A 19096-nucleotide genomic window follows, 5' to 3' on the forward strand; every position below is an offset into this window, starting at 1 on the left:
CGTTAAGTTTCTAAGCTAGCGAGAGGAAAAACCCTGCAATTGCGGCGCTCATTAGGTTAGCCATTGACCCTGCTAAAACCGCCCTGAGCCCTAAGCGTGCGATATCCTTTCTTCGACTCGGCGCCATACCGCCAAGTCCGCCTAGTAAGATAGCAATCGATGATAAGTTAGCAAATCCACATAACGCAAATGTGACAATCGCTTGTGTGTGTTCACTTAACGTATCTCGATAATTCATAAAATCTAGGTAAGCAACAAATTCGTTAACTACCAATTTTTGGCCGATAAAGCTACCTGCGGTAACCGCCTCGTGCCAAGGTACACCAATCAGCCAAGCTACTGGCGCAAAGATGTAACCCAAAATCTCTTGTAATGTCAGTGTTGGGTGGTCAAACAAGCCACCGATATTGCCTAACAGGCCATTTAATAAAGCAATTAATGCAACGAATGCGAGTAGCATTGCACCAACATTCAGGGCAAGGTGCATCCCGCTTGATGCGCCGCCTGCAGCTGCATCAATAACATTGACTGGCTTTTCATCATTTGCACTAACATCGGCTAAGTTTTCTTTAGGAGTTTCAGTTTCTGGCACTATCATTTTTGCCATTAAGAAACCACCTGGTGCCGCCATAAAGCTTGCTGCAATCAAATATTTTAACTCAACACCTATCGCTACATAGCCAGCCATAACCGATCCTGCTACGGTTGCTAAGCCACCAACCATCACTGCAAACAATTCAGATTTGGTCATTGTTGGTATAAATGGCTTTACAATCAGTGGCGCTTCAGTTTGGCCAACAAAAATGTTTGCTGTTGCTGATAGTGACTCTGGACGTGATGTCTTCAGCAATTTTTGCATCCCACCACCAAGTATCTTAATCATCCACTCCATAATGCCAATGTGATATAACACAGCGACTAAAGCGGAGAAGAAAACAATCACTGGCAGTACTTGCACTGCAAATATAAAGCCCAATGCTTCTTTATCAGCCAACGAGCCGAATAAAAAGCCAATGCCATCGTTAGCGTAACCAATGACTGCCGATACACCTGCAGATATACTGGCTAGTACGTTTTTGCCTGCTTCTACAAACAGAATAAAGCCGCCGATAAGTACTTGCATTGCAAATGCAATACTAACCGTTCTTTTATTTATAGCACTACGGTCTGTTGAAAAACCATATGCTACGCTTAGTAGCATAAACATGCCGACTAAGCTCATTATTGTTGTCATGCCAGAAAGTCCCGTTTTATTCTTGCAGTAAATATTTTATTTTACTTTTAATTATATCAATCGCAACGCGATTCATACCGCCACGGGTTACTACCAAGTCAGCATTGTGCTTTGATGGCTCAATAAACTGATAAAACATAGGTCTTACCGTTGCTTGGTATTGTTCAACCACTGACGGTAAGCTTCTACCGCGCTGCTCGATATCTCGTTGCATTCGGCGCAGTAAACAGATATCTAGTGGTGTATCAATGAACACCTTGATATCGAATTCTTCACTAAGTGCTGAATCGCTAAGCAGTAATATACCTTCAATAATTAAAATTTTTGCAGGTATTACTGTACGCGTTTCGCTACTACGTGTGTGTTGAGCATAATCGTAGGTAGGCACTTCAACTGTTTGACCTTGCCTTAACTGTTCTAAATGCTGTCGTAGTAAATCATGTTCAAACGCATCCGGATGGTCATAATTTGTTTGCGTTCTATGTTCAAACGGAAGATGCGATTGATCTTTGTAATAAGCATCCTCTTCTATAATGGCAATAGCACCTGTTTCAAGCTCATTTACTAGCTCATTATAAATTGTTTGTGTAAAGAGAGATTTGCCAGAAGCAGACGCCCCAGCAATAGCTATAATTGTTCGTGTCACTAAAGTTCACACCCAGCTGTCGTTAACGTTGGAAGATCACAATAGCAAAAAAGACACGATTAATCTCTTTTGCTTCGCTTAGGTTGCAAATTTAGCGACTTTGACGCCGACAAAACAGGACTTTTGTCCTGTGAGACAAAACAAGGTATTCCCCGCAGTTGATGATTTTTGTTATGCTTTTATGACAGCGGACTTATGTCCTGTAAATTATTGCAGTGCAACAATAAAGTAGCAATCTCTGAGAGCGTTACAGGATTAATTACGCAAAATACAAAACTCAGATAGTTTATTAAAGAGGTGATTTATGGCAAGAGCAATCATACTAATGGCAGATAGCCTGGGCGTGGGTGCTGCACCGGATGCAGAAAAGTTTGGCGATGTAGGTTCCAATACACTTGCTCACCTTTTACAAGCGTATAAAACAGAGACTGGTAATGCACTTCCTTTACCTAATTTGACTAGGCTCGGATTAGTAGATGCCTGTGAAGCAGCAGGAAAAGAAGTATGCAGCGTTTCACAACGTCAAGCACCTGAAGCTGCTTGGGGTTACGCCAAAGAGCTTTCTAGCGGTAAAGATACACCATCTGGCCACTGGGAAATGGCAGGTGTACCTGTTTTATTCGAGTGGGGCTATTTTCCGAACACGACACCGTGTTTCCCACAAGATTTTATTGATGAACTATGTAAGCGCGCAAATATTCCCGGGATTCTGGGTAATTGTTACGCTTCAGGAACAACTATTTTAGAGCAACTGGGTGAGGAGCATGTAAATACTGGCATGCCAATTTGTTACACCTCAGTTGATAGCGTTTTTCAAATAGCTGCTCATGAGCAGTCATTTGGCCTTGACAAACTTTATCAAGTATGTGACATCGCACGGGCACTGCTTGATGAAATGAATATAGGACGAGTGATTGCGCGGCCGTTTATAGGCACTTCGAGTGCCGACTTTATTCGTACAGGTAATCGTAGGGATTATTCTGTGTTACCACCAGCACCAACATTATTGGATAAGTTAGCTGCTGATGGTGGTGAAGTTATAAGTATTGGCAAAATAGCGGATATTTATGCTCATCAAGGTATTACACAAAAGCATAAAGCACCTGGGCTGATGAATTTACTAGATAAAACATCAGAGGTGATGGATGAAGCACCTGATCATAGTTTGATCTTTACTAATTTGGTCGATTTCGATGAGAAATTTGGTCATAGACGTAAGCCCGTTGGTTATGCTGAGGCACTTAAGCAGTTTGATGACTATTTGCCAACTATACTAGGTAAACTCGGTGTTGATGATCTGCTTATCATAACTGCGGATCATGGTTGTGACCCGACAGCACCCGGTACCGATCATACCCGAGAGTACGTGCCTGTATTGGCATATACACCGGGTATGAAAAATACTCCCTTGGGAGAAAGACAAAGTTTTGCAGACATAGGTCAAACCCTTGCCCAGTGGTTTAATTTATCTGCGCTTGAGTATGGTGAAGGGTTTATTACTTCACTTAACAAAGCATAAAGAAGGAAATAGGTGATGAGCACTCCTCATATTAACGCAAACAGTGGTGATTTTGCTGAAACGGTATTAATGCCTGGTGATCCACTACGCGCTAAATATATTGCAGAGCATTTTTTAGAAGATGCACGCCAGGTAACTGGTGTACGTAACATGTTTGGTTTTACAGGGACATATAATGGTAAACCTGTGAGCATCATGGGCTCTGGTATGGGGATCCCATCGATGTCTATTTATGCTCGTGAACTTATTGTGAGCTATGGCGTTAAGAACCTTATTCGTATCGGTACTTGTGGTGGAATTAGCCAAGATATCAAAATACGTGATGTCATATTTGCACAAGGTGCAAGCACAGATTCGAATGTAAATCGTGCACGTGTACGTGGCTATGATTTTGCAGCAATAGCTGATTTTGGGTTACTTGAAAATGGCATCAATTCTGCGCGTAAACTTGGTATTGAAGCAAAAGTAGGTAACGTATTTACGACGGATACGTTTTATCAAGCGGATGATACGTTTTATAAAGAGCTAGATAAGCTTGGCATTATGGCAGTCGATATGGAAACTGCTGGTATGTATGGCGTAGCCGCTGAATACGGTGCTAAAGCTATGGCTTTGTTTACCGTTAGTGACCATGTTATTACAGGTGAAGCGACGCCTGCTGAAGAACGTCAAAGCACCTTTAATGAAATGGTAAAAATTGCATTAGAATCAATTTAAAAATTTATGTTTACTGAAATGATTCGGTAAACAAACCAGTTCCTTGGTAACGTAATCGCAGAGTTTTGGAGACACGCCTAAAACAAAGCGAATCACACCCAAAAAACCGCACCTAGTGCGGTTTTTTTTTACTTTAAATGTATAGAGTATACTGAAAATTGGGATACTTTCTTAAGGTTAGTAGCAATTACTAATATAAATAATGATTAAGAGAAGTCGTTATTTGTACGCTAAATTTTAAGTTGAGGATTGGGGTAAATACCTAAAATACACTTAATGCTTTTATGCATACAGCACTACATTCTAATGTTTCGTGTGTTACTTATTTTGCTCTTTTACTATCACGTGTCGTTGTTTTATTCATTTTCTGTTCATTCGTGTCTATTATTGTCTTATCACTAAAAATTCAGAGTGGTAGGCATGTCGGTTTCTTTTTTGGTGTTATCTTCTTGGTTAATGTTGCCTATATCAATTGCTGAGTTAAGTGATTTCAAAGGGTTGTCAGTTAATAATCCAAAGAAAGCTTTGATTGAATACCCTATCTTAGTTAAGCGTTACCACAGCTATAATACAAAGCAAGTTGCGATGTTGCACTATCATGCGCTCTCTGCCGCAGCTAGGGCTAAAGAGTGGCCTGTGTTTTTAAATATACTTGATGAAATTTTTTCCGAAAAACTCAGAGTTTATTTTGATCAAGAAAGATTACAAATATTGTCTAAGGTGGGGGTTGCTTATCGAGTAAATGGGCAACTTGAACAGGCAAAAAAACATTATCAGTGTGCTTTCTCATCTGCGACGAACAATATTGAACTCGCACAGTTGAAAGTCAATCAGGCGATTGTTTTTCGCTTATTAGATCAGCCTGCGTTGGCTTTTCAACTACTTGAAAGTGTGGATATTGATAAGTTATCAGAGCGCGTCAAAGCAGGGTACTGGGTTGTACGCGGTAACATAAAGCAGTCGATTGGGTACTTTAAAGAAGCGCTCGTAAGTTTTGAGCGTGCTCACAAGCTATATTTGAACTTAGATAATCGTAGTGCAGAAGTTGGCGTAACAGGCAATATATTAAGTGTGGCATTGGCTGCAAATGAACTAAAAATATTTGAGCAGTATCGACAAGGTCTTGATAGCAAAGCGCGTGAATATTACCCCCAGTTATTAGCTTATTTAGAATGGTTAGATATTATGGCTTATTCCTATAAGGCAGGGAGCCTTAATGCGGTGCATCAACAATGGCTTAAGGAACATGTTGTGACATTTGTAGAGCTAGGCTTTGGTGATTCTATGGTCGCCCAGTTAAAGCATATAGAGGCCGAGGATTTATATCCAGAGAATAAAACAGTGAAATTTAGCGCTTACAAATTGCCTGAAAAGCTTGGCAAACCTTGGTGTGAACAGCTTTGACTTTATTCGCATTTCTGCCATGGTTAAAAGTATCACAATAAAGATGCGAGTAGCATTATGGCACAGTGGGTTACGGGTAAAATTGTAGAGTTTAACTGGTGGACACCTAGCCTGTTTAGTATAAAAGTAGCGGCGGATGTAAAGCCGTTTATAGCAGGCCAATTTACCAAACTGGCGCTGAACATTGATGGAAAGCGGGTGGCGAGGGCTTACTCATTTGTTAATGCACCGCAAGACCCTTTGCTTGAATTTTACTTAATAGAAGTGCCTGACGGGCGGTTATCGTCGCACTTAGCAACCTTAGATATAGGGGATAGCGTTGATGTGGAAGCTGATGCTCATGGTTTTTTTACGTTAAATGAGGTGCCTAAAGCGGATGTATTGTGGATGTTCAGCACTGGGACTGCCATTGGGCCCTTTTTGTCTATTTTAGCGGAAGGTAAGATTTGGGGGCAGTTCGAGCGTGTTATTTTAGTCCATGGAGTGAGATATAATACAGATTTAACGTATCAGGATAGTATTCATGCCACGGCCGCGCTTTTCAAGCAGTTTACTTATATACCGCTCGTAACAAGAGAAGACCCCGAACATGGATTACGAGGCCGTGTTACAGAGTTAATTGATTCAGGCAGCTTACAAGCACATTGTAAAATGACCCAATTCCCCGACAATAGTCACTTTATGATTTGCGGTAACCCCGAAATGGTTAAAGACACAACGCAGCTTTTATTGGCACAAGGCTTTACTCGACATAGAAGAGTGGGATCTGGCCATATAACCGTCGAACAGTACTGGTGAGCTTTAAAATTAACTATATGTCTGTTATGTTAACGTGAATTTGTACCCTACTTGGTTATCATGAAATATATTATTTTCGTTGCTGTTATTTTTACGTCTTTTTTATGCAGTGCAAACCCCGCGTTAGAAAATGCCGTTAACCCAACCGATGTGGTGACGACAGAACAAGAACGACTGGCTTCGCAAGTTGTTGATGAATTGATCTTGGCCTACAATAAAAGAGATATTGAAGCATTTCTTGCATTATACGCTGAGGATGTCGAGTTTTATATGTATCCACAGACGTTGATGTTTACTGGAAAAAAGAAGTTGATTGAACGCTATGGACTAATGTTTAAGAAAACAAAGTGTTTAAAATCAACGTCATTAAAGCGCATTACACATGGGAATATTGTTATTGATCATGAGTCATCGCAGGTGTGCTTTAAGGATAAAAATACCGTTGATAAATATTCTGAGTTTGTAACAAGTTACCAGATTGAGGATGGAAAAATACGTAAAGTCGTATTTTTCAGATAACCTTTTAAAGATTAGGCACATTTTTATGAGTCAAGATAAGAGATTACACTTGTTGTATCGGGTTGAACCTGGATGCTTAGGGCCAACCGGTATTGATTTTGTTGAGGGCTTTTGTGAATTTGCTCAAAAGAAAATAAAAGCGCCTGTTTATGCTCAGTTTGGTTTTGTGCCACGATACGATAAAGCTTTACCAGAAAGAGAGTATACTGTTGGTAATAAAAACCTTTCAGATACACAGGTTATCGCCTTTTTAGACAAGTTTGATAAAGAAAAGAGTGATTTTGAAGAACAGATCGACGAGTTGCTTTCACATGCTATCGATGCATATTTAAACCGACTTTAAATATGCATGCGTAAAGTTTGATTAGAGCTTACCAGTGATAGACTACTGCTACCAAAAGTAATAACCGCTTACTAGCTGAGAAATGCACGTGCATAGAATGGCTATGTACTTAAATCTTTAAAACCTTCGTTATCGTGCAAGCTCGTAAATGCCGCTTCATTTAATAATTCGTTCTTCAGGTGCGGTGCGTACTCAAGTGCCATACGGATGTCAGCTAATGCATCAGTATGCTGATGCAGCATGGCGAATGCACAAGCTCTTTGCCAAAATGCATAGCCATAATCATTGTCTAACTCGATGGCTTGATTACACAGCTGAATTGCAATGCCAGTTTGACCAAGTTCCAAGAGTGCATCCGCTTTATAGGCGATAGCCTCTACTTCATCTGGTTTACGTTTGAGTATTTCATCATATATCTCTATTTTAGAGTTCATATCACTTTCAAGATTTGCCCGCATCCATAATGAATGGACCTCATTGGTTATAGTGATTTTTTTATGGTTATTTAATATTTCTTCTGAACGTTCTTTTAATTTAGATTCAAGTACTTGCAAACGTTGTTCGTATTCATCGGTAATATCTCCCACACGACGATTAACTATGTCTTCTACCTTACTTTTTATATCCCTTAGAGAGTTCCATCCTACCAGCATTAAGATGGAGGCTGTTGCAGTGATAATAAATAAAATATTATTAACAGTATCAGTAGTATAAGTCAGTGCACGGTCAGCTGCGTCGAGCTGGGTATGGGTTACTTGTTTAGTCACATCTTCACGTAGCTGTTGTTGGTCTTGACGAACAGCTTTTAACTCATCAAGTATATAGCGCTCAATGAGGGGTTGGTAAAGTGGGCTTTTAACATGTTCAACAGTGTATACATCAGTGGTATTTGAATCTGTAGTTTGTTGCGCTAACGCACTATAATTAAATAATAAAAGTGTAACAAGAAATAGTATGTGTTTCATAATTGCAAATACCCGAAAAACTGAATGAATGCATGGTGCTACAGATAGAGGTAAAATGTAAAGGATATTGTAAAACTGTCTTTTGATTTTGCTTTAACGTGTATTACAGCTCATAATTCATAATGTGCGAGTACAGGTGTAGGACTAATGCGAGTAACATTACTTATTGGGCTTTGTTGTTTTTTTACGCATGCTGATGAACCGCAATTACAAGTGGTGACAGAGGAGTGGGTGCCTTATAATTTTACTAATAATGATGGTGAAATTGATGGTCGGGCAACAAAAAAAATCCGTGAAGTATTAGCAGACGCAGGTATAAGCTACGATATTCAAAGCTACCCGTGGGCAAGATCCATGAAGTTAGCACAAACGGATCGTAACACCATGATTTATTCAATATACCGCACACCTGAACGCGAAAAACTATTTCAATGGGCCTGTCCGTTATTACAGCCCGTCAAAGAATACTTATTTAAATTAAAAACTAGAAAAGACATTAGTTTAACGTCCTTAGATGATGCTAAACAATACTTGGTGTCAGTGGTACGAGGCAGTGTATCAAATGAATTTTTAATAAAAAATGGCTTTGAAAATGGCACTAATATAGATATCACCGCAGATCCTAGTTCGAGTCCAAGGAAGCTTTTAGCAGGTTACACAGACTTGATAATGACCACAGAGTACACCGCTTTTGAGAGCTTAAAAGCACTTGATGTGCCATTTAATAAAATTGAAATTGCACTAGAGGTCACTAATACCAATAATAACAAAGCGTGTGTCGCTTTTAGTCACAATACGGATAGGGACTTAGTTGAAAAAGTACGAGCTGCTTTAAAACGACATAATTTACGTTACGTAGGGCCTTAGTTGTGCATCAGTAGAGGGCTGTTACTGTTAGCCGTTATAGAGTCTACTTTACAGAAGAGCTGCTTGTTCAACCACAATCGCATGCCTTTGAGCTAGCCTTTTATGGTCTCTGTCATAACCACCACCAATTACGGTTGCAACGGGGATCCCTGCATTTTGGCAGGTACTAAGTACTAAAGCATCGCGCTTTTCCAGACCTTGCCAAGTAATATCAAGTTTACCGAGTCCATCGTGCTCCCATACATCTACGCCAGCATCATAGAGTACTAGGTCTGGGTTAAGATCTGAAATTAGCCCCTCTAAGGTATTTTTTACGATGTCTAAATATCGGGTGTCGGATAAATTATTTGCCAGCCCAATATCTAAATCACTGTCGTGTTTACGAAAAGGAAAGTTCTTCTCACAGTGCACAGAACAGGTGAAAACGTAGGGATCATGCTTTAACATTGCCGCTGTGCCATCGCCTTGATGTACATCTAAATCGAAGATTAGCACGTTATTTACTTTCTTATTTTTAACGAGCGTGGTTGCAGTAAAAGCGAGATCATTCACCATGCAAAAGCCTGAGCCAAAATCATAATGTGCGTGATGTGTACCGCCTGCTAAATGGCATGCTATGCCATGCTCTAATGCCAGTTCTGCTGTTTTTAAAGTACCAAGCGGTGCGGTGAAAGTTCTTGCCATGAGCGCTTCTGACCAAGGTAAGCCAATTCTACGCATTACTTTATCAGACAGCTGATTGTGCCAAAGATCCCATAGGTAGGATTCACAGTGTACTAATTCTAAGTGGCTAGGCGCACCGAGCTCAGGCTGATATAGGTTATTGGTGATCAGACCCTGTTGTTGTACATAGTGATATAAGTTGGCAAATTTACTCATAACAAAACGATGTTTTGGGTCGAAACTAAATGAGTAGTTTGGATGATAAACGAGTGGTAAATTTGGATTTATAGTCATGATTTATGTATTAAAGGCCGTTATTTTTATTTTGATCAGTACTAATCAGATTAGCAAAATGATCATGGATGGAGATTAAATAATAGATGGCAGGGTACAGTGTGCGATCTTAGCTATGTAACCTCAGCTCTGGATAAGCGAATTTGTCCAATAAAGCTATTTTTCTCACTCTCGGCGTTGCTTTCATTTGTAATAGCTCGCTATTACAAATGAAAGCGCCTTGATATTGAACAAAATATCATCATTGGATTGTAGTTAAGTTTGTTTTCAAAACATTTTCTATTCCAAAACCCTTATCCAAAACTGAGGTTATATAGTAACTTTTTTTGATGTGTTGCACGAGGCTACAATAAGATATAACTCTATTATTTCTTACTACATAAATACATAAATACATAGATAATAGGCAGATAGGGATCATGGTGGCTGGCAGTTGACCTTAGTTATGAACAGTTGAACAACAAAGTAGCCAGTTTAGAGTTATCTAAGCTTACTTGCTCAATGAACCTTTTCACTGCGCTAACGTTATAGCGCAGTGCTGGTGTTCAAGACGTGTATTTGTATAGCCCCTAATTACTAGAAAATGGAACGTAACATGCCTAGAGGCAAGGGCACTAGAATAAGTGTATGACCTAAGTAGTACTACTCAGGTAAGTACTATTCAAGTCAGTACTATTCAAGTCAGTACTATTCAGGTAAATGACCCGTTTTAACCAAAATTATGGTGTTGTCATCGACAAAAGGGTGATGTGTACTTAAGTGCGGGCTGCGCAACCATGTGCCTTGTGGATAGTGACCATATTCATCTTTAAATACACCACTTAATACCAAAATTTCTTCACCACCATAATGGCGATGTGGCACGAAAGTTTCTCCTTTTGGCCACTTAACTAACGCCGTGTGCTCCGTGCCAAAAGAATGCAGTGGCATAACGTGCAGACCCCCTTGCCCTGCTAACCACTTTGCGCTGTGGGTGTTAATGCGCACAGCCTGCGAGTCTGAACTTGAGAATTGATTGAGCTTAACAAAAAGTGTACAGCCAGTATCGCTAAAAGGGGCATGTTTACTACCTGGCGGATTTCGAATATAACTGCCTGCAGGGTAGTCACCCTGTTCGTCAGAGAAAGTGCCTTCCAGTACCAGTATTTCTTCCCCTAGAGGATGTGTGTGCTCTGAGAAAGACGCCCCGGGTGCGTATCGAACAATGCTGGTTGCATGGCCTGACTCTGCACCTTCCCTTGCTAGTGGTTTACGCTCAACACCATTGAGTGGGCTAGGCAACCAAGGCTGAGCCGGTGTATCAATTTGTACACGCTGTGCAAAATCGACATTTAATTTTTGTATTGTTGAAGTCATGGTGTTACCTAATTTCTGCCAGCCATTACACCACCATCCACATTGAGTATGGTGCCTGTTACCCAGCTGCTTTGTTCACTGAGTAAGTAAATAATACTGTGTGCAACATCGTTTGGTGTACCAATACGGCCCAATGGGTGTAATTGGTCAAAGCTTGCCAGTGCATCGGCTACTTCTGCTGGCTCAATAAAGTGATTATAGATTGGTGTATTAACAACCGCAGGTGCGACCGCATTCACGCGAATGTTATGTTCGGCGAGTTCCATAGCCAGATGTTGTGTTAAAGCATGCAACCCCGCTTTTGCCATTGAGTAGGCAGAAGATGGGGTGGCTTTAATCGCTTGATGGGCCCACATTGATCCGATGTTAACGATTACTCCTTGTTGAACTTGTTTCATGCGTTTGACTGCTGCTTGCGTTATGAAAAATAGACTTTTATTGAGTGCCATGTATTGTTCATAATCGTCAAAAGAATGCTCTGTAAAAGGCTTCGGGCTAAAATAGCCAGCGGCGTTCACCAGATACGATATAGCCTCTGTTTTTGAAGTTATATAATTTTCGATGCGTTGCCTGTCAGTGTCTTTGTAAAGGTCAGCCTGTATTCCTTGCACCAATGAGGAGTCTAACTGGGCAATGGCATTCTTTAGTTTTACGGGGTCTTTACCAATTATGACGACGGGTACGTTATATTCAATGAGTTGCTTAGCAGTAGCAAGGCCAATACCACTGCTTCCACCAACGACCATAGCGTATCCTGAATGAGAAAGTAACATAATAACTCCTGATTAATTAAACGCGACAACCGCGCTGTTTCAACGCTAGAATACGGTTTAGAGCGAGTTATAAAAAGTAAGCACAATTTGGTTAGGTAGGTACCTACTGGTATATATTTATGATAAATAAAGATAAAAAAATTGAACGAATTATTGGACCCGCGCAATCAGCACGAATGGTTGAGACCATTGTGGGCTGTAAATGGTCTTTGACGGTCTATCAATTATTGGTACAAGGGATTAATCGCCCGGGAGAAATGGTCCGGGCTACAGAAGGGTTATCTACCAAAGTATTAAATCAGTGCCTCAAGCGTAATATTGAGTTTGGCCTGTTAAAAAAAATGAGTTATCCCGAGATCCCGCCTCGTGTTGAATACATCATTACCGAACTGGGTTATAAGTTGTTGCCGATACTCGACTCGTTAACTCAGTTACAGGAAGAAATTAATAAATCAAAATAGTGCACATATCCTATTGCATACGTATTCAATAGGATATAAATAAATCATGCTCTACATTGTTATCGGTTTGTAAATAAACTTTCGACAACAAAAGAGCCAATTATGACAACATTATTCACAACACGATTATCTCGTAATATTCGATCAAGCGCGGCAAAGTGTTTACTTGTTAGTGGTGCAACACTAATGAATCTTTCGGGCACTGTCGCTGCCCAACCGACAACATTTGTGCACTTATTTGAGTGGTCTTGGCCTGACATCGCCCATGAGTGTGAGACATTCTTAGGGCCCAATGGGTATGCTGCAGTACAGGTCTCACCGCCTAATGAACATATTGTGGGCGATACGTGGTGGACGCGCTATCAACCTGTCAGTTATCAATTACAAAGCAGAGGAGGTAATGCTCAACAATTCAAAGACATGGTACAGCGTTGTAAACAGGCAGGTGTTGATATTTATGTTGATGCGGTGATCAATCACATGGCAGCAGGAAGCGGGCAGGGCGTTGCAGGATCAACGTTTTCTTACAAGAATTTCCCCATGTACAGTGAGCAAGATTTTCATAGCACCTGTGCAATTAACGGTTCAGACTACGGCAATAATGCATGGCGCGTACAGCATTGTGAGTTAGTGGGCTTAGCCGACCTTGATACGGACTCAACATATGTACAATCTCAATTGTCAGGGTATTTAAGTCATTTAGTTGATGTGGGGGTTGCTGGGTTTAGGTTAGATGCGAGTAAGCATATGCCGGCATCTGATATTGCCTCTATCTTAGCGAATGTAGCAGGTACTCCTCTGGTATTTCAAGAAGTTATTGACCAAGGTTTTGAGGCTGTCGGCGCGAGTGAATACTTTAATAATGGTTTGGTCACGGAGTTCAAATATACCACTAAGCTTGGAGAGACGTTCAAAAATGGTAAGTTGGCATGGCTAAGTAATTTTGGGGAGCCATGGGGCCTGATGCCAAGCGATAAAGCGGTGGTATTTATCGATAACCACGACAATCAAAGAGGGCATGGAGGCGCGGGTAATGTTGTAACATATGCCGATGGTCGACTGTATGATTTAGCCAATGTGTTTATGCTTGCTTTTCCATATGGCTATCCGAAAGTGATGTCGAGTTTTGAGTTTAATGGTGATACTGATGCGGGGGCACCTAATGTCCCAGTTCATCATAATGGGCAACTAAATTGCACGGCGCAGCAGTGGCAGTGCGAGCATCGAAACCCCTATATTGCAGGAGCTGTGGCGTTTAGGAATAACACCGTGGGTGCTTGGCGGGTGAATAATTGGTGGGATAATGGTGCTAACCAAATTGCTTTTTCTCGCGGGAGTGAAGGCTTTGTCGTGATTAATCGAGAAAGCGATACGTTACGAGCAGCTTTGCAAACAGGCCTTGAGCCAGGTGTTTATTGCGATACGTTAACGGGCAAACTCAGTGATGATAAGTCTCATTGTACGGGTGAGCAATTGCGAATAGGTGAGAATGGTTTAGCTGAGATCACAGTGGAGCCTATGAGTGCATTGGCTGTTCATCGCCAGACTAAATTAGAACAGGATCAGGCACCTGCTACTAAGCAGCGAACTGTCATATTCATTCAAGCAAACACCTCATCAGGGCAAGATATGTTTATTCGAGGGGGAATTGATCATAATTATGCGCGTGAGTTGGGCAGAGACTGTGACGTCGACCCGTTTGCTTGCGCGCTGAGTATGACACACAATAACCTTAATAATCCCACGACGAAAAGCTGGAAAGCAGGGGACAGCTACTTAGATTGGAGCGGTGCTGAGGTAGAGCAAGGGGCCGGTGCACAGGGGACTCCTCTTGATTGGACGACAAATGACTGGCCACGTAGTTGGGGTGCTGAGCGTACAGTCGCCAAAGATGGCTTTGGCGTTAGTCCTTTAAATACTTTTGGCGCGCATTACTGGATGTTAGATGTACAACTTGACTGTGAGCAAGCTGTAAATGGCTGGTTTGAGGTAAAAGCATTCATCAAAAATGGCCAAGGATGGGAAGGTGACATTAACCAAGCACAAACGCCTTACCCGAGTAATAATCACTTTGCACAGTGCGGTAAAATTAACATATTTGAGTTTGGTAAAAGTTCAGCAAGGTACGAGAACTTTTAAAGACTTAGCAAGGTTTTGAGTGATCGAGATATGATACTAAATATCGGTCACTCAAGCAGAGTAGACTACGAGCAAATTTGGTTAGCAATCTAATTGTATAATTGAGGCATATGAGATGGCCGATTTTTCATAAGGTCTTACTAATTGATAAATAAAACCGTTAACTGTGTAATGTGGGGTTGCTCAAACATTTGCTGCAAGCATCATAGAGCGAAGTCGCTTTTTACCGATAAAAGATTATTCGCCCTCGCTTTGACACAACTGATCCAAGAGTAAACTCGGCACAACTTTAGTTTGGTTTGGACGTATATTTTGATCCATAAATGGGCTTACATGACGTGTTACCCAAGGTACATCAATAATTTCTAAATACTTTCTTAATGAGTCTTCAAGGCCATATGTGTATAAAAATGAACTTCGTTCTAATGCATAAGCCACTCTCACAAATTGAACTTGGCTGGGTAGCATTTTTGCTTTTACCACGGCTTCCATTATTAAGTAATGATACAGGTAATGAAAATTCTCGACTTTTAGGTCGAAGATGCTTTGTTTCACAGAGTTGTGATAACGCCAAAACTGCTTATATTTTCCTTGTAAAACGAGGCTGTCTAATAAGTTTAGCCCCGACTTTACTGAGTTTTCAGAAGTGCCTTTTAAGCTATCGTCTCTAAACAATTTGATAAATTGACGTTGCGCGAGTTCGTGTTTTCCTGTTTCTAAATTGAGTGTTGCTTTTTTTTGCTGTATCCGGCGTTTGTCTTTCTCGCTGGTGGCAATACGCTGTGCTTGTTCAAGTGAGTCCGCAGCGTCATCATATAACCCGAGTTTGCGCTGCGACGAATACATATTTAACAACAGCCGTGTATGTTCTTTGTGGTTATCATTTACATAGTTGATTGCACATTTATATGCTGTAATTGCTTCGTGGTATGCATGATTCTTCCTATATAAAATACCTAAGCCATTCAATATTTTGGCTTCTCTATTACGAGATAATTTTGCCCAGCGTTGATCACTGAGAAATAGCCCAGAAGATATAGCTGTTTTCGGGTGGTTTATTTTGACTGAGGTACTAAAAATGTTGGTGTGTAGCTCGAACGCACCAACGGTGACGGGTAAGTGTTTATACTTTTGAAATTGTTCAAATAGATAATGTGGGTCAGCTTTAGCATTTTTATTGAGTGCATCAGCATCTGGGAATGCGGCAGCGGTGGTCAAAACAGCTATAAAATACAACGATGGCATGAACAACGCTAAATACTCCCAATAAAACTCGACTTTATTCTATTGTGCATTAGTTAATAAACATCACAACTATATTTTTATTAAACATATCTTAAAGCGACTTTAAAAAATTTGATAATATACAGTGTAATTTTAGATAAACTTCTGAATAGAGTATAGATTATGTGGATAGAAAACCAAGCATTGGATGGTAAGTATGTAAAATTAGAGCCGCTCGGAATGCAACATATTAGTGCATTACAGGTTGCCGTCACTGATGGAAAGTATTGGCGCCTTTGGTATGCTAATGTGCCAGCACCTGATGAGATCGTGACTTATGTGGAGCACGCGATTGAGCAAGCTCATCTGGGAGAGGTCGCTTATGCGGTGATTGATAAGCGGACCAATACGGTAGTTGGAACCACTCGTTATTATAATGTAGATGGAACCAATAAACGTGCCGCTATTGGCTATACTTGGTATGCAAACTCAGTGCGCCGTAGCCCCATAAATACAGAGTCTAAATTATTACTGCTACAGAACGTGTTCGAACACCATTCAGCCATTGCTGTGGAATTTAAAACACACTTTTTTAATCATACCTCAAGAACTGCGATAGAACGTTTAGGGGCAAAATTAGATGGTATATTACGTTCACATCAAATTATGAAAGATGGCTCCTTGCGAGATACTGCGGTGTACTCAATCATTGCCAGTGAGTGGCCTGCGGTCCGTAATAACCTTGAATATAAGTTACATGAGCATGCGTAATACGGATGAGCATTTAGGTTAGGCCCTTTTTAAAATGTGTTCAAACAGATAATTTATTGAACACATAACGGGAACTTGCCGACATATATAAAGTCTATTCATAAAGTTAAGGATTACTATATAGAGAATTGAATGAAAACGACGCTACTATCACTTGTTTTATTATCATCTTTTTTAGCAACACACGCGAGCGCAAGCGAAGCCGAAAAACGACAACTACTCCACACGTTAAAGCAACAGATCACCCAATTATATGTCATGCAAAATAGCATCCCTAAAATTATTGACGGTTTGTCTCAATTTGAAAACTCACAGGCGTTCACACAGGCGAAAGATGTTTCGGCGCTATTACCCATATTAAATGAAACGCTGACTGAATTTGATAAGCACTTAAGTGTATCGAAGATTACATCACAGCCGCGTAAAAAAGGCGGCGTAGCAAAACCTAATGAGTCTTGGTTTGCGCAATTGGAACGTAAAAACTTTGGATTCAATCACGTTGAGATATTGCCTGGCAATGTGGGGGTATTAGCTTTTTGGGGTTTTTCTAATGTGACAGAGCAGAGTAAACAAAAAGTACAAGCGCTTATGACACTGTTAGACGGTGTTGATAGTTTGATCATTGACTTACGAGAAAACGGTGGCGGTGATGCGGCGATGGTTCAGCTTATTAGTAGTTACTTTTTAGATAAGCGCACTCATTTAAATAGTTTTTACTCGCGCGATACGGGCAAAACGAGCGAGTACTGGACGGTGCCAATCGCTGGTAAAAAACGTGCTACATTACCGATTTATGTATTAACCAGTAACGCCACGTTCTCTGCGGCTGAAGAGTTCACATATAACTTTAAACATTTACACAGAGCAACTGTCATAGGCGAAAAAACCAAAGGGGGAGCGAACCCCTGGCGTTTTGTAAATCTTACTAATAATGTACGTGTTTCTATGCCGGTATCTATGGCCATCAACCCCATTACTGAGACTAATTGGGAAGGCGTAGGTGTTAAGCCTCATCATACCATCCCCGCGAGTCAAGCATTATCGTATGCGCACCAAATGGCATTGCAAGAGTTAGCAAAGACTAAAACCAATATTCATGATTTGAATGATATAAAATCAGCGTTAAGCGATGTAAATACGATACTTAAATAAAGGTGTATTATGTTTCCATTCGAGGTGTTTTTAGCATTCACAGTGGCTTGTATGGTACTTGTTTGCTCTCCAGGGCCTGATAATTTACTGGCTATTGGCAGAGGGCTGAGCCAAGGGAAGCGTGCTGCCTTGGTGTCAGGTTCTGCATCGGGGACTGGTATTTTGTTTCATGTATTGGCAGCGACGCTCGGGTTAACGGTTTTATTGCAAACTTCAACGCTTGCATTTTACATCGTTAAAACAATCGGTGCTGCGTATTTGATCTGGCTTGGGGTAAAGGTGCTTCGCAGTAAAGGGTTGTTCACGCTTAATCCTGTTGCTCGCCAACCATTACGCGCTATATTTTTAACTGGGTTTTTATCCGCGGCGCTTAACCCGAAACCAGGGTTATTTGTTTTGGCATTTATTCCACAGTTTGTTAACCCTGAGTTAGGCTCTGTCACCGCACAAATGGTTGGGTACGGCGTATGGTTTGCTTTTTTGACTGCACTTGGCTTTACGCTTATGGGGGTTTTTGCTTCTCGGTTAAGCCAATGGTTACACACAAAGCCCCGTTTTGTCGATAAGCTGAATATTGGCGCTGGGTTAACCTTTGTTTCATCAGGCTTGGCTGTGGCTTTGATGCCACAAAAGTAACTCTTTGTGTATTTGCTCTTGAATTAGCGGTATTTATCACTATTTATAGCTTACGGTACAGCGAGTGACTTCGGGACTTGCAAAAATAGTGATAAGCTTTGCTTTATCCCCTGACTTTCTAAAAGGTAGTTTAATGAACCCAATTCTTGCGATTTTAAAAGAACACAATATCAGCGACGCTCAGATAAGCGAGCTATTCCAAACGTTAACAGAAAACCCTTTAATGGCAATGGGCGTGGTGTCACAGCTAGGGATCCCACAAGACAAACTGCAACAACTTATGGGCCTAGTCATGCAAAACCCTGCACTGATTAAAGAAGCTGTTGAAGAGCTAGGCTTAGACTTTTCAAAAGTAGAAGAAGCAAAAGCCAAATTAAAGCAATAAGTCCTGCCTCAAAGCTGTGAGTCATTGCCAGTTTTATGGCTTTGACTTGTAGCTGAGCTACCGTGTTTATTTTAGATCACTTTTTTCAGCCAAGTAATCAGCTAGTCTGGGCCTATTGCTCTTTAAATACCGCAGCATACTATTTCGTAATCTTTATATAACTTTACAAGTTATAACTTCATATACACCCTAGATCCGGTTTTATTTGAGCATATAGTTGTGAGTGTTTC

20 protein-coding genes are annotated in these 19096 nt (G+C 40.8%); 13 read left to right on the plus strand and 7 right to left on the minus strand.

Annotated features, from left to right (window positions below):
* Window positions 1-10 precede the first annotated feature (10 nt).
* Both PCIT_RS18445 and udk read right to left on the minus strand, forming a co-directional pair.
* Window positions 11-1234, minus strand: coding sequence for a NupC/NupG family nucleoside CNT transporter (locus PCIT_RS18445; protein WP_010365720.1), 1224 nt, complete (start codon window positions 1232-1234; stop codon window positions 11-13).
* Between the two features lie 16 nt (window positions 1235-1250).
* A complete protein-coding gene (gene udk, locus PCIT_RS18450) occupies window positions 1251-1880 on the minus strand; it encodes a uridine kinase (protein ID WP_010365722.1) in 630 nt (209 codons plus the stop codon).
* Between the two features lie 304 nt (window positions 1881-2184).
* Between udk and PCIT_RS18455 the strand changes: the two genes are divergently transcribed.
* The 6 genes from PCIT_RS18455 to PCIT_RS18480 all read left to right on the plus strand — a co-directional run bounded on the left by PCIT_RS18455 (window position 2185) and on the right by PCIT_RS18480 (window position 7180).
* Entirely contained in the window at window positions 2185-3399 is a 1215-nt protein-coding gene (locus tag PCIT_RS18455; RefSeq protein WP_010365724.1) for a phosphopentomutase, read from the plus strand.
* Between the two features lie 15 nt (window positions 3400-3414).
* Window positions 3415-4116 carry a purine-nucleoside phosphorylase gene (gene deoD, locus PCIT_RS18460; protein ID WP_010365727.1) on the plus strand — a complete coding sequence of 234 codons (702 nt, stop codon included), beginning with the start codon at window positions 3415-3417 and terminating at the stop codon, window positions 4114-4116.
* A 420-nt stretch (window positions 4117-4536) separates the two neighbouring features.
* The gene (locus PCIT_RS18465; RefSeq protein WP_010365728.1) at window positions 4537-5520 is read left to right on the plus strand and encodes a tetratricopeptide repeat protein; all 984 of its coding nucleotides are present in this window, start codon (window positions 4537-4539) and stop codon (window positions 5518-5520) included.
* A 57-nt stretch (window positions 5521-5577) separates the two neighbouring features.
* On the plus strand, window positions 5578-6318 hold the full coding sequence (locus PCIT_RS18470; RefSeq protein ID WP_010365730.1) for a ferredoxin--NADP reductase: 741 nt from the start codon (window positions 5578-5580) through the stop codon (window positions 6316-6318).
* 60 nt (window positions 6319-6378) lie between these two features.
* Window positions 6379-6837 (plus strand): nuclear transport factor 2 family protein, encoded by a 459-nt coding sequence (locus tag PCIT_RS18475; RefSeq protein WP_010365732.1) that lies wholly within the window; start codon window positions 6379-6381, stop codon window positions 6835-6837.
* Window positions 6838-6856: 19 nt separating this feature from the next.
* Window positions 6857-7180: a hypothetical protein gene (locus PCIT_RS18480; RefSeq protein WP_040696094.1), complete on the plus strand. Its 324-nt coding sequence runs from the start codon at window positions 6857-6859 to the stop codon at window positions 7178-7180.
* 101 nt (window positions 7181-7281) lie between these two features.
* Here the strand turns inward: PCIT_RS18480 and PCIT_RS18485 are convergent, their stop codons facing one another.
* Window positions 7282-8145 carry a TPR end-of-group domain-containing protein gene (locus PCIT_RS18485; protein WP_010365735.1) on the minus strand — a complete coding sequence of 288 codons (864 nt, stop codon included), beginning with the start codon at window positions 8143-8145 and terminating at the stop codon, window positions 7282-7284.
* 147 nt (window positions 8146-8292) lie between these two features.
* On the opposite strand from PCIT_RS18485, the gene PCIT_RS18490 reads away from it, so the two are divergent.
* Complete coding sequence (locus tag PCIT_RS18490; RefSeq protein WP_010365738.1) at window positions 8293-9012, plus strand: substrate-binding periplasmic protein; 720 nt, start codon at window positions 8293-8295, stop codon at window positions 9010-9012.
* Between the two features lie 48 nt (window positions 9013-9060).
* Here the strand turns inward: PCIT_RS18490 and PCIT_RS18495 are convergent, their stop codons facing one another.
* The 3 genes from PCIT_RS18495 to PCIT_RS18505 form a co-directional block, all read right to left on the minus strand.
* Complete coding sequence (locus PCIT_RS18495) at window positions 9061-9969, minus strand: histone deacetylase family protein (protein WP_010365739.1); 909 nt, start codon at window positions 9967-9969, stop codon at window positions 9061-9063.
* 687 nt (window positions 9970-10656) lie between these two features.
* Complete coding sequence (locus PCIT_RS18500) at window positions 10657-11325, minus strand: cupin domain-containing protein (protein ID WP_010365741.1); 669 nt, start codon at window positions 11323-11325, stop codon at window positions 10657-10659.
* Between the two features lie 8 nt (window positions 11326-11333).
* Window positions 11334-12098 (minus strand): SDR family NAD(P)-dependent oxidoreductase, encoded by a 765-nt coding sequence (locus tag PCIT_RS18505; RefSeq protein WP_010365743.1) that lies wholly within the window; start codon window positions 12096-12098, stop codon window positions 11334-11336.
* Between the two features lie 119 nt (window positions 12099-12217).
* Between PCIT_RS18505 and PCIT_RS18510 the strand changes: the two genes are divergently transcribed.
* Window positions 12218-12559 carry a winged helix-turn-helix transcriptional regulator gene (locus tag PCIT_RS18510; protein WP_010365745.1) on the plus strand — a complete coding sequence of 114 codons (342 nt, stop codon included), beginning with the start codon at window positions 12218-12220 and terminating at the stop codon, window positions 12557-12559.
* A 102-nt stretch (window positions 12560-12661) separates the two neighbouring features.
* A complete protein-coding gene (locus PCIT_RS18515) occupies window positions 12662-14698 on the plus strand; it encodes an alpha-amylase (RefSeq protein WP_010365747.1) in 2037 nt (678 codons plus the stop codon).
* A gap of 237 nt (window positions 14699-14935) precedes the next feature.
* On the opposite strand, the gene PCIT_RS18520 is transcribed toward PCIT_RS18515, so the two are convergent.
* Entirely contained in the window at window positions 14936-15943 is a 1008-nt protein-coding gene (locus tag PCIT_RS18520) for a tetratricopeptide repeat protein (RefSeq protein ID WP_010365749.1), read from the minus strand.
* 162 nt (window positions 15944-16105) lie between these two features.
* Here PCIT_RS18520 and PCIT_RS18525 point away from each other — a divergent pair, with 162 nt between their 5' ends.
* The 4 genes from PCIT_RS18525 to PCIT_RS18540 all read left to right on the plus strand — a co-directional run bounded on the left by PCIT_RS18525 (window position 16106) and on the right by PCIT_RS18540 (window position 18866).
* Complete coding sequence (locus PCIT_RS18525; RefSeq protein WP_010365751.1) at window positions 16106-16693, plus strand: GNAT family N-acetyltransferase; 588 nt, start codon at window positions 16106-16108, stop codon at window positions 16691-16693.
* 132 nt (window positions 16694-16825) lie between these two features.
* Window positions 16826-17845 carry a S41 family peptidase gene (locus PCIT_RS18530; protein WP_010365753.1) on the plus strand — a complete coding sequence of 340 codons (1020 nt, stop codon included), beginning with the start codon at window positions 16826-16828 and terminating at the stop codon, window positions 17843-17845.
* A 9-nt stretch (window positions 17846-17854) separates the two neighbouring features.
* On the plus strand, window positions 17855-18481 hold the full coding sequence (locus PCIT_RS18535) for a LysE family translocator (protein ID WP_010365754.1): 627 nt from the start codon (window positions 17855-17857) through the stop codon (window positions 18479-18481).
* Between the two features lie 133 nt (window positions 18482-18614).
* On the plus strand, window positions 18615-18866 hold the full coding sequence (locus PCIT_RS18540; RefSeq protein WP_010365755.1) for a DUF2999 family protein: 252 nt from the start codon (window positions 18615-18617) through the stop codon (window positions 18864-18866).
* Window positions 18867-19096 lie beyond the last annotated feature (230 nt).

The organism is Pseudoalteromonas citrea (assembly GCF_000238375.3).
Lineage (GTDB): Bacteria > Pseudomonadota > Gammaproteobacteria > Enterobacterales > Alteromonadaceae > Pseudoalteromonas > Pseudoalteromonas citrea.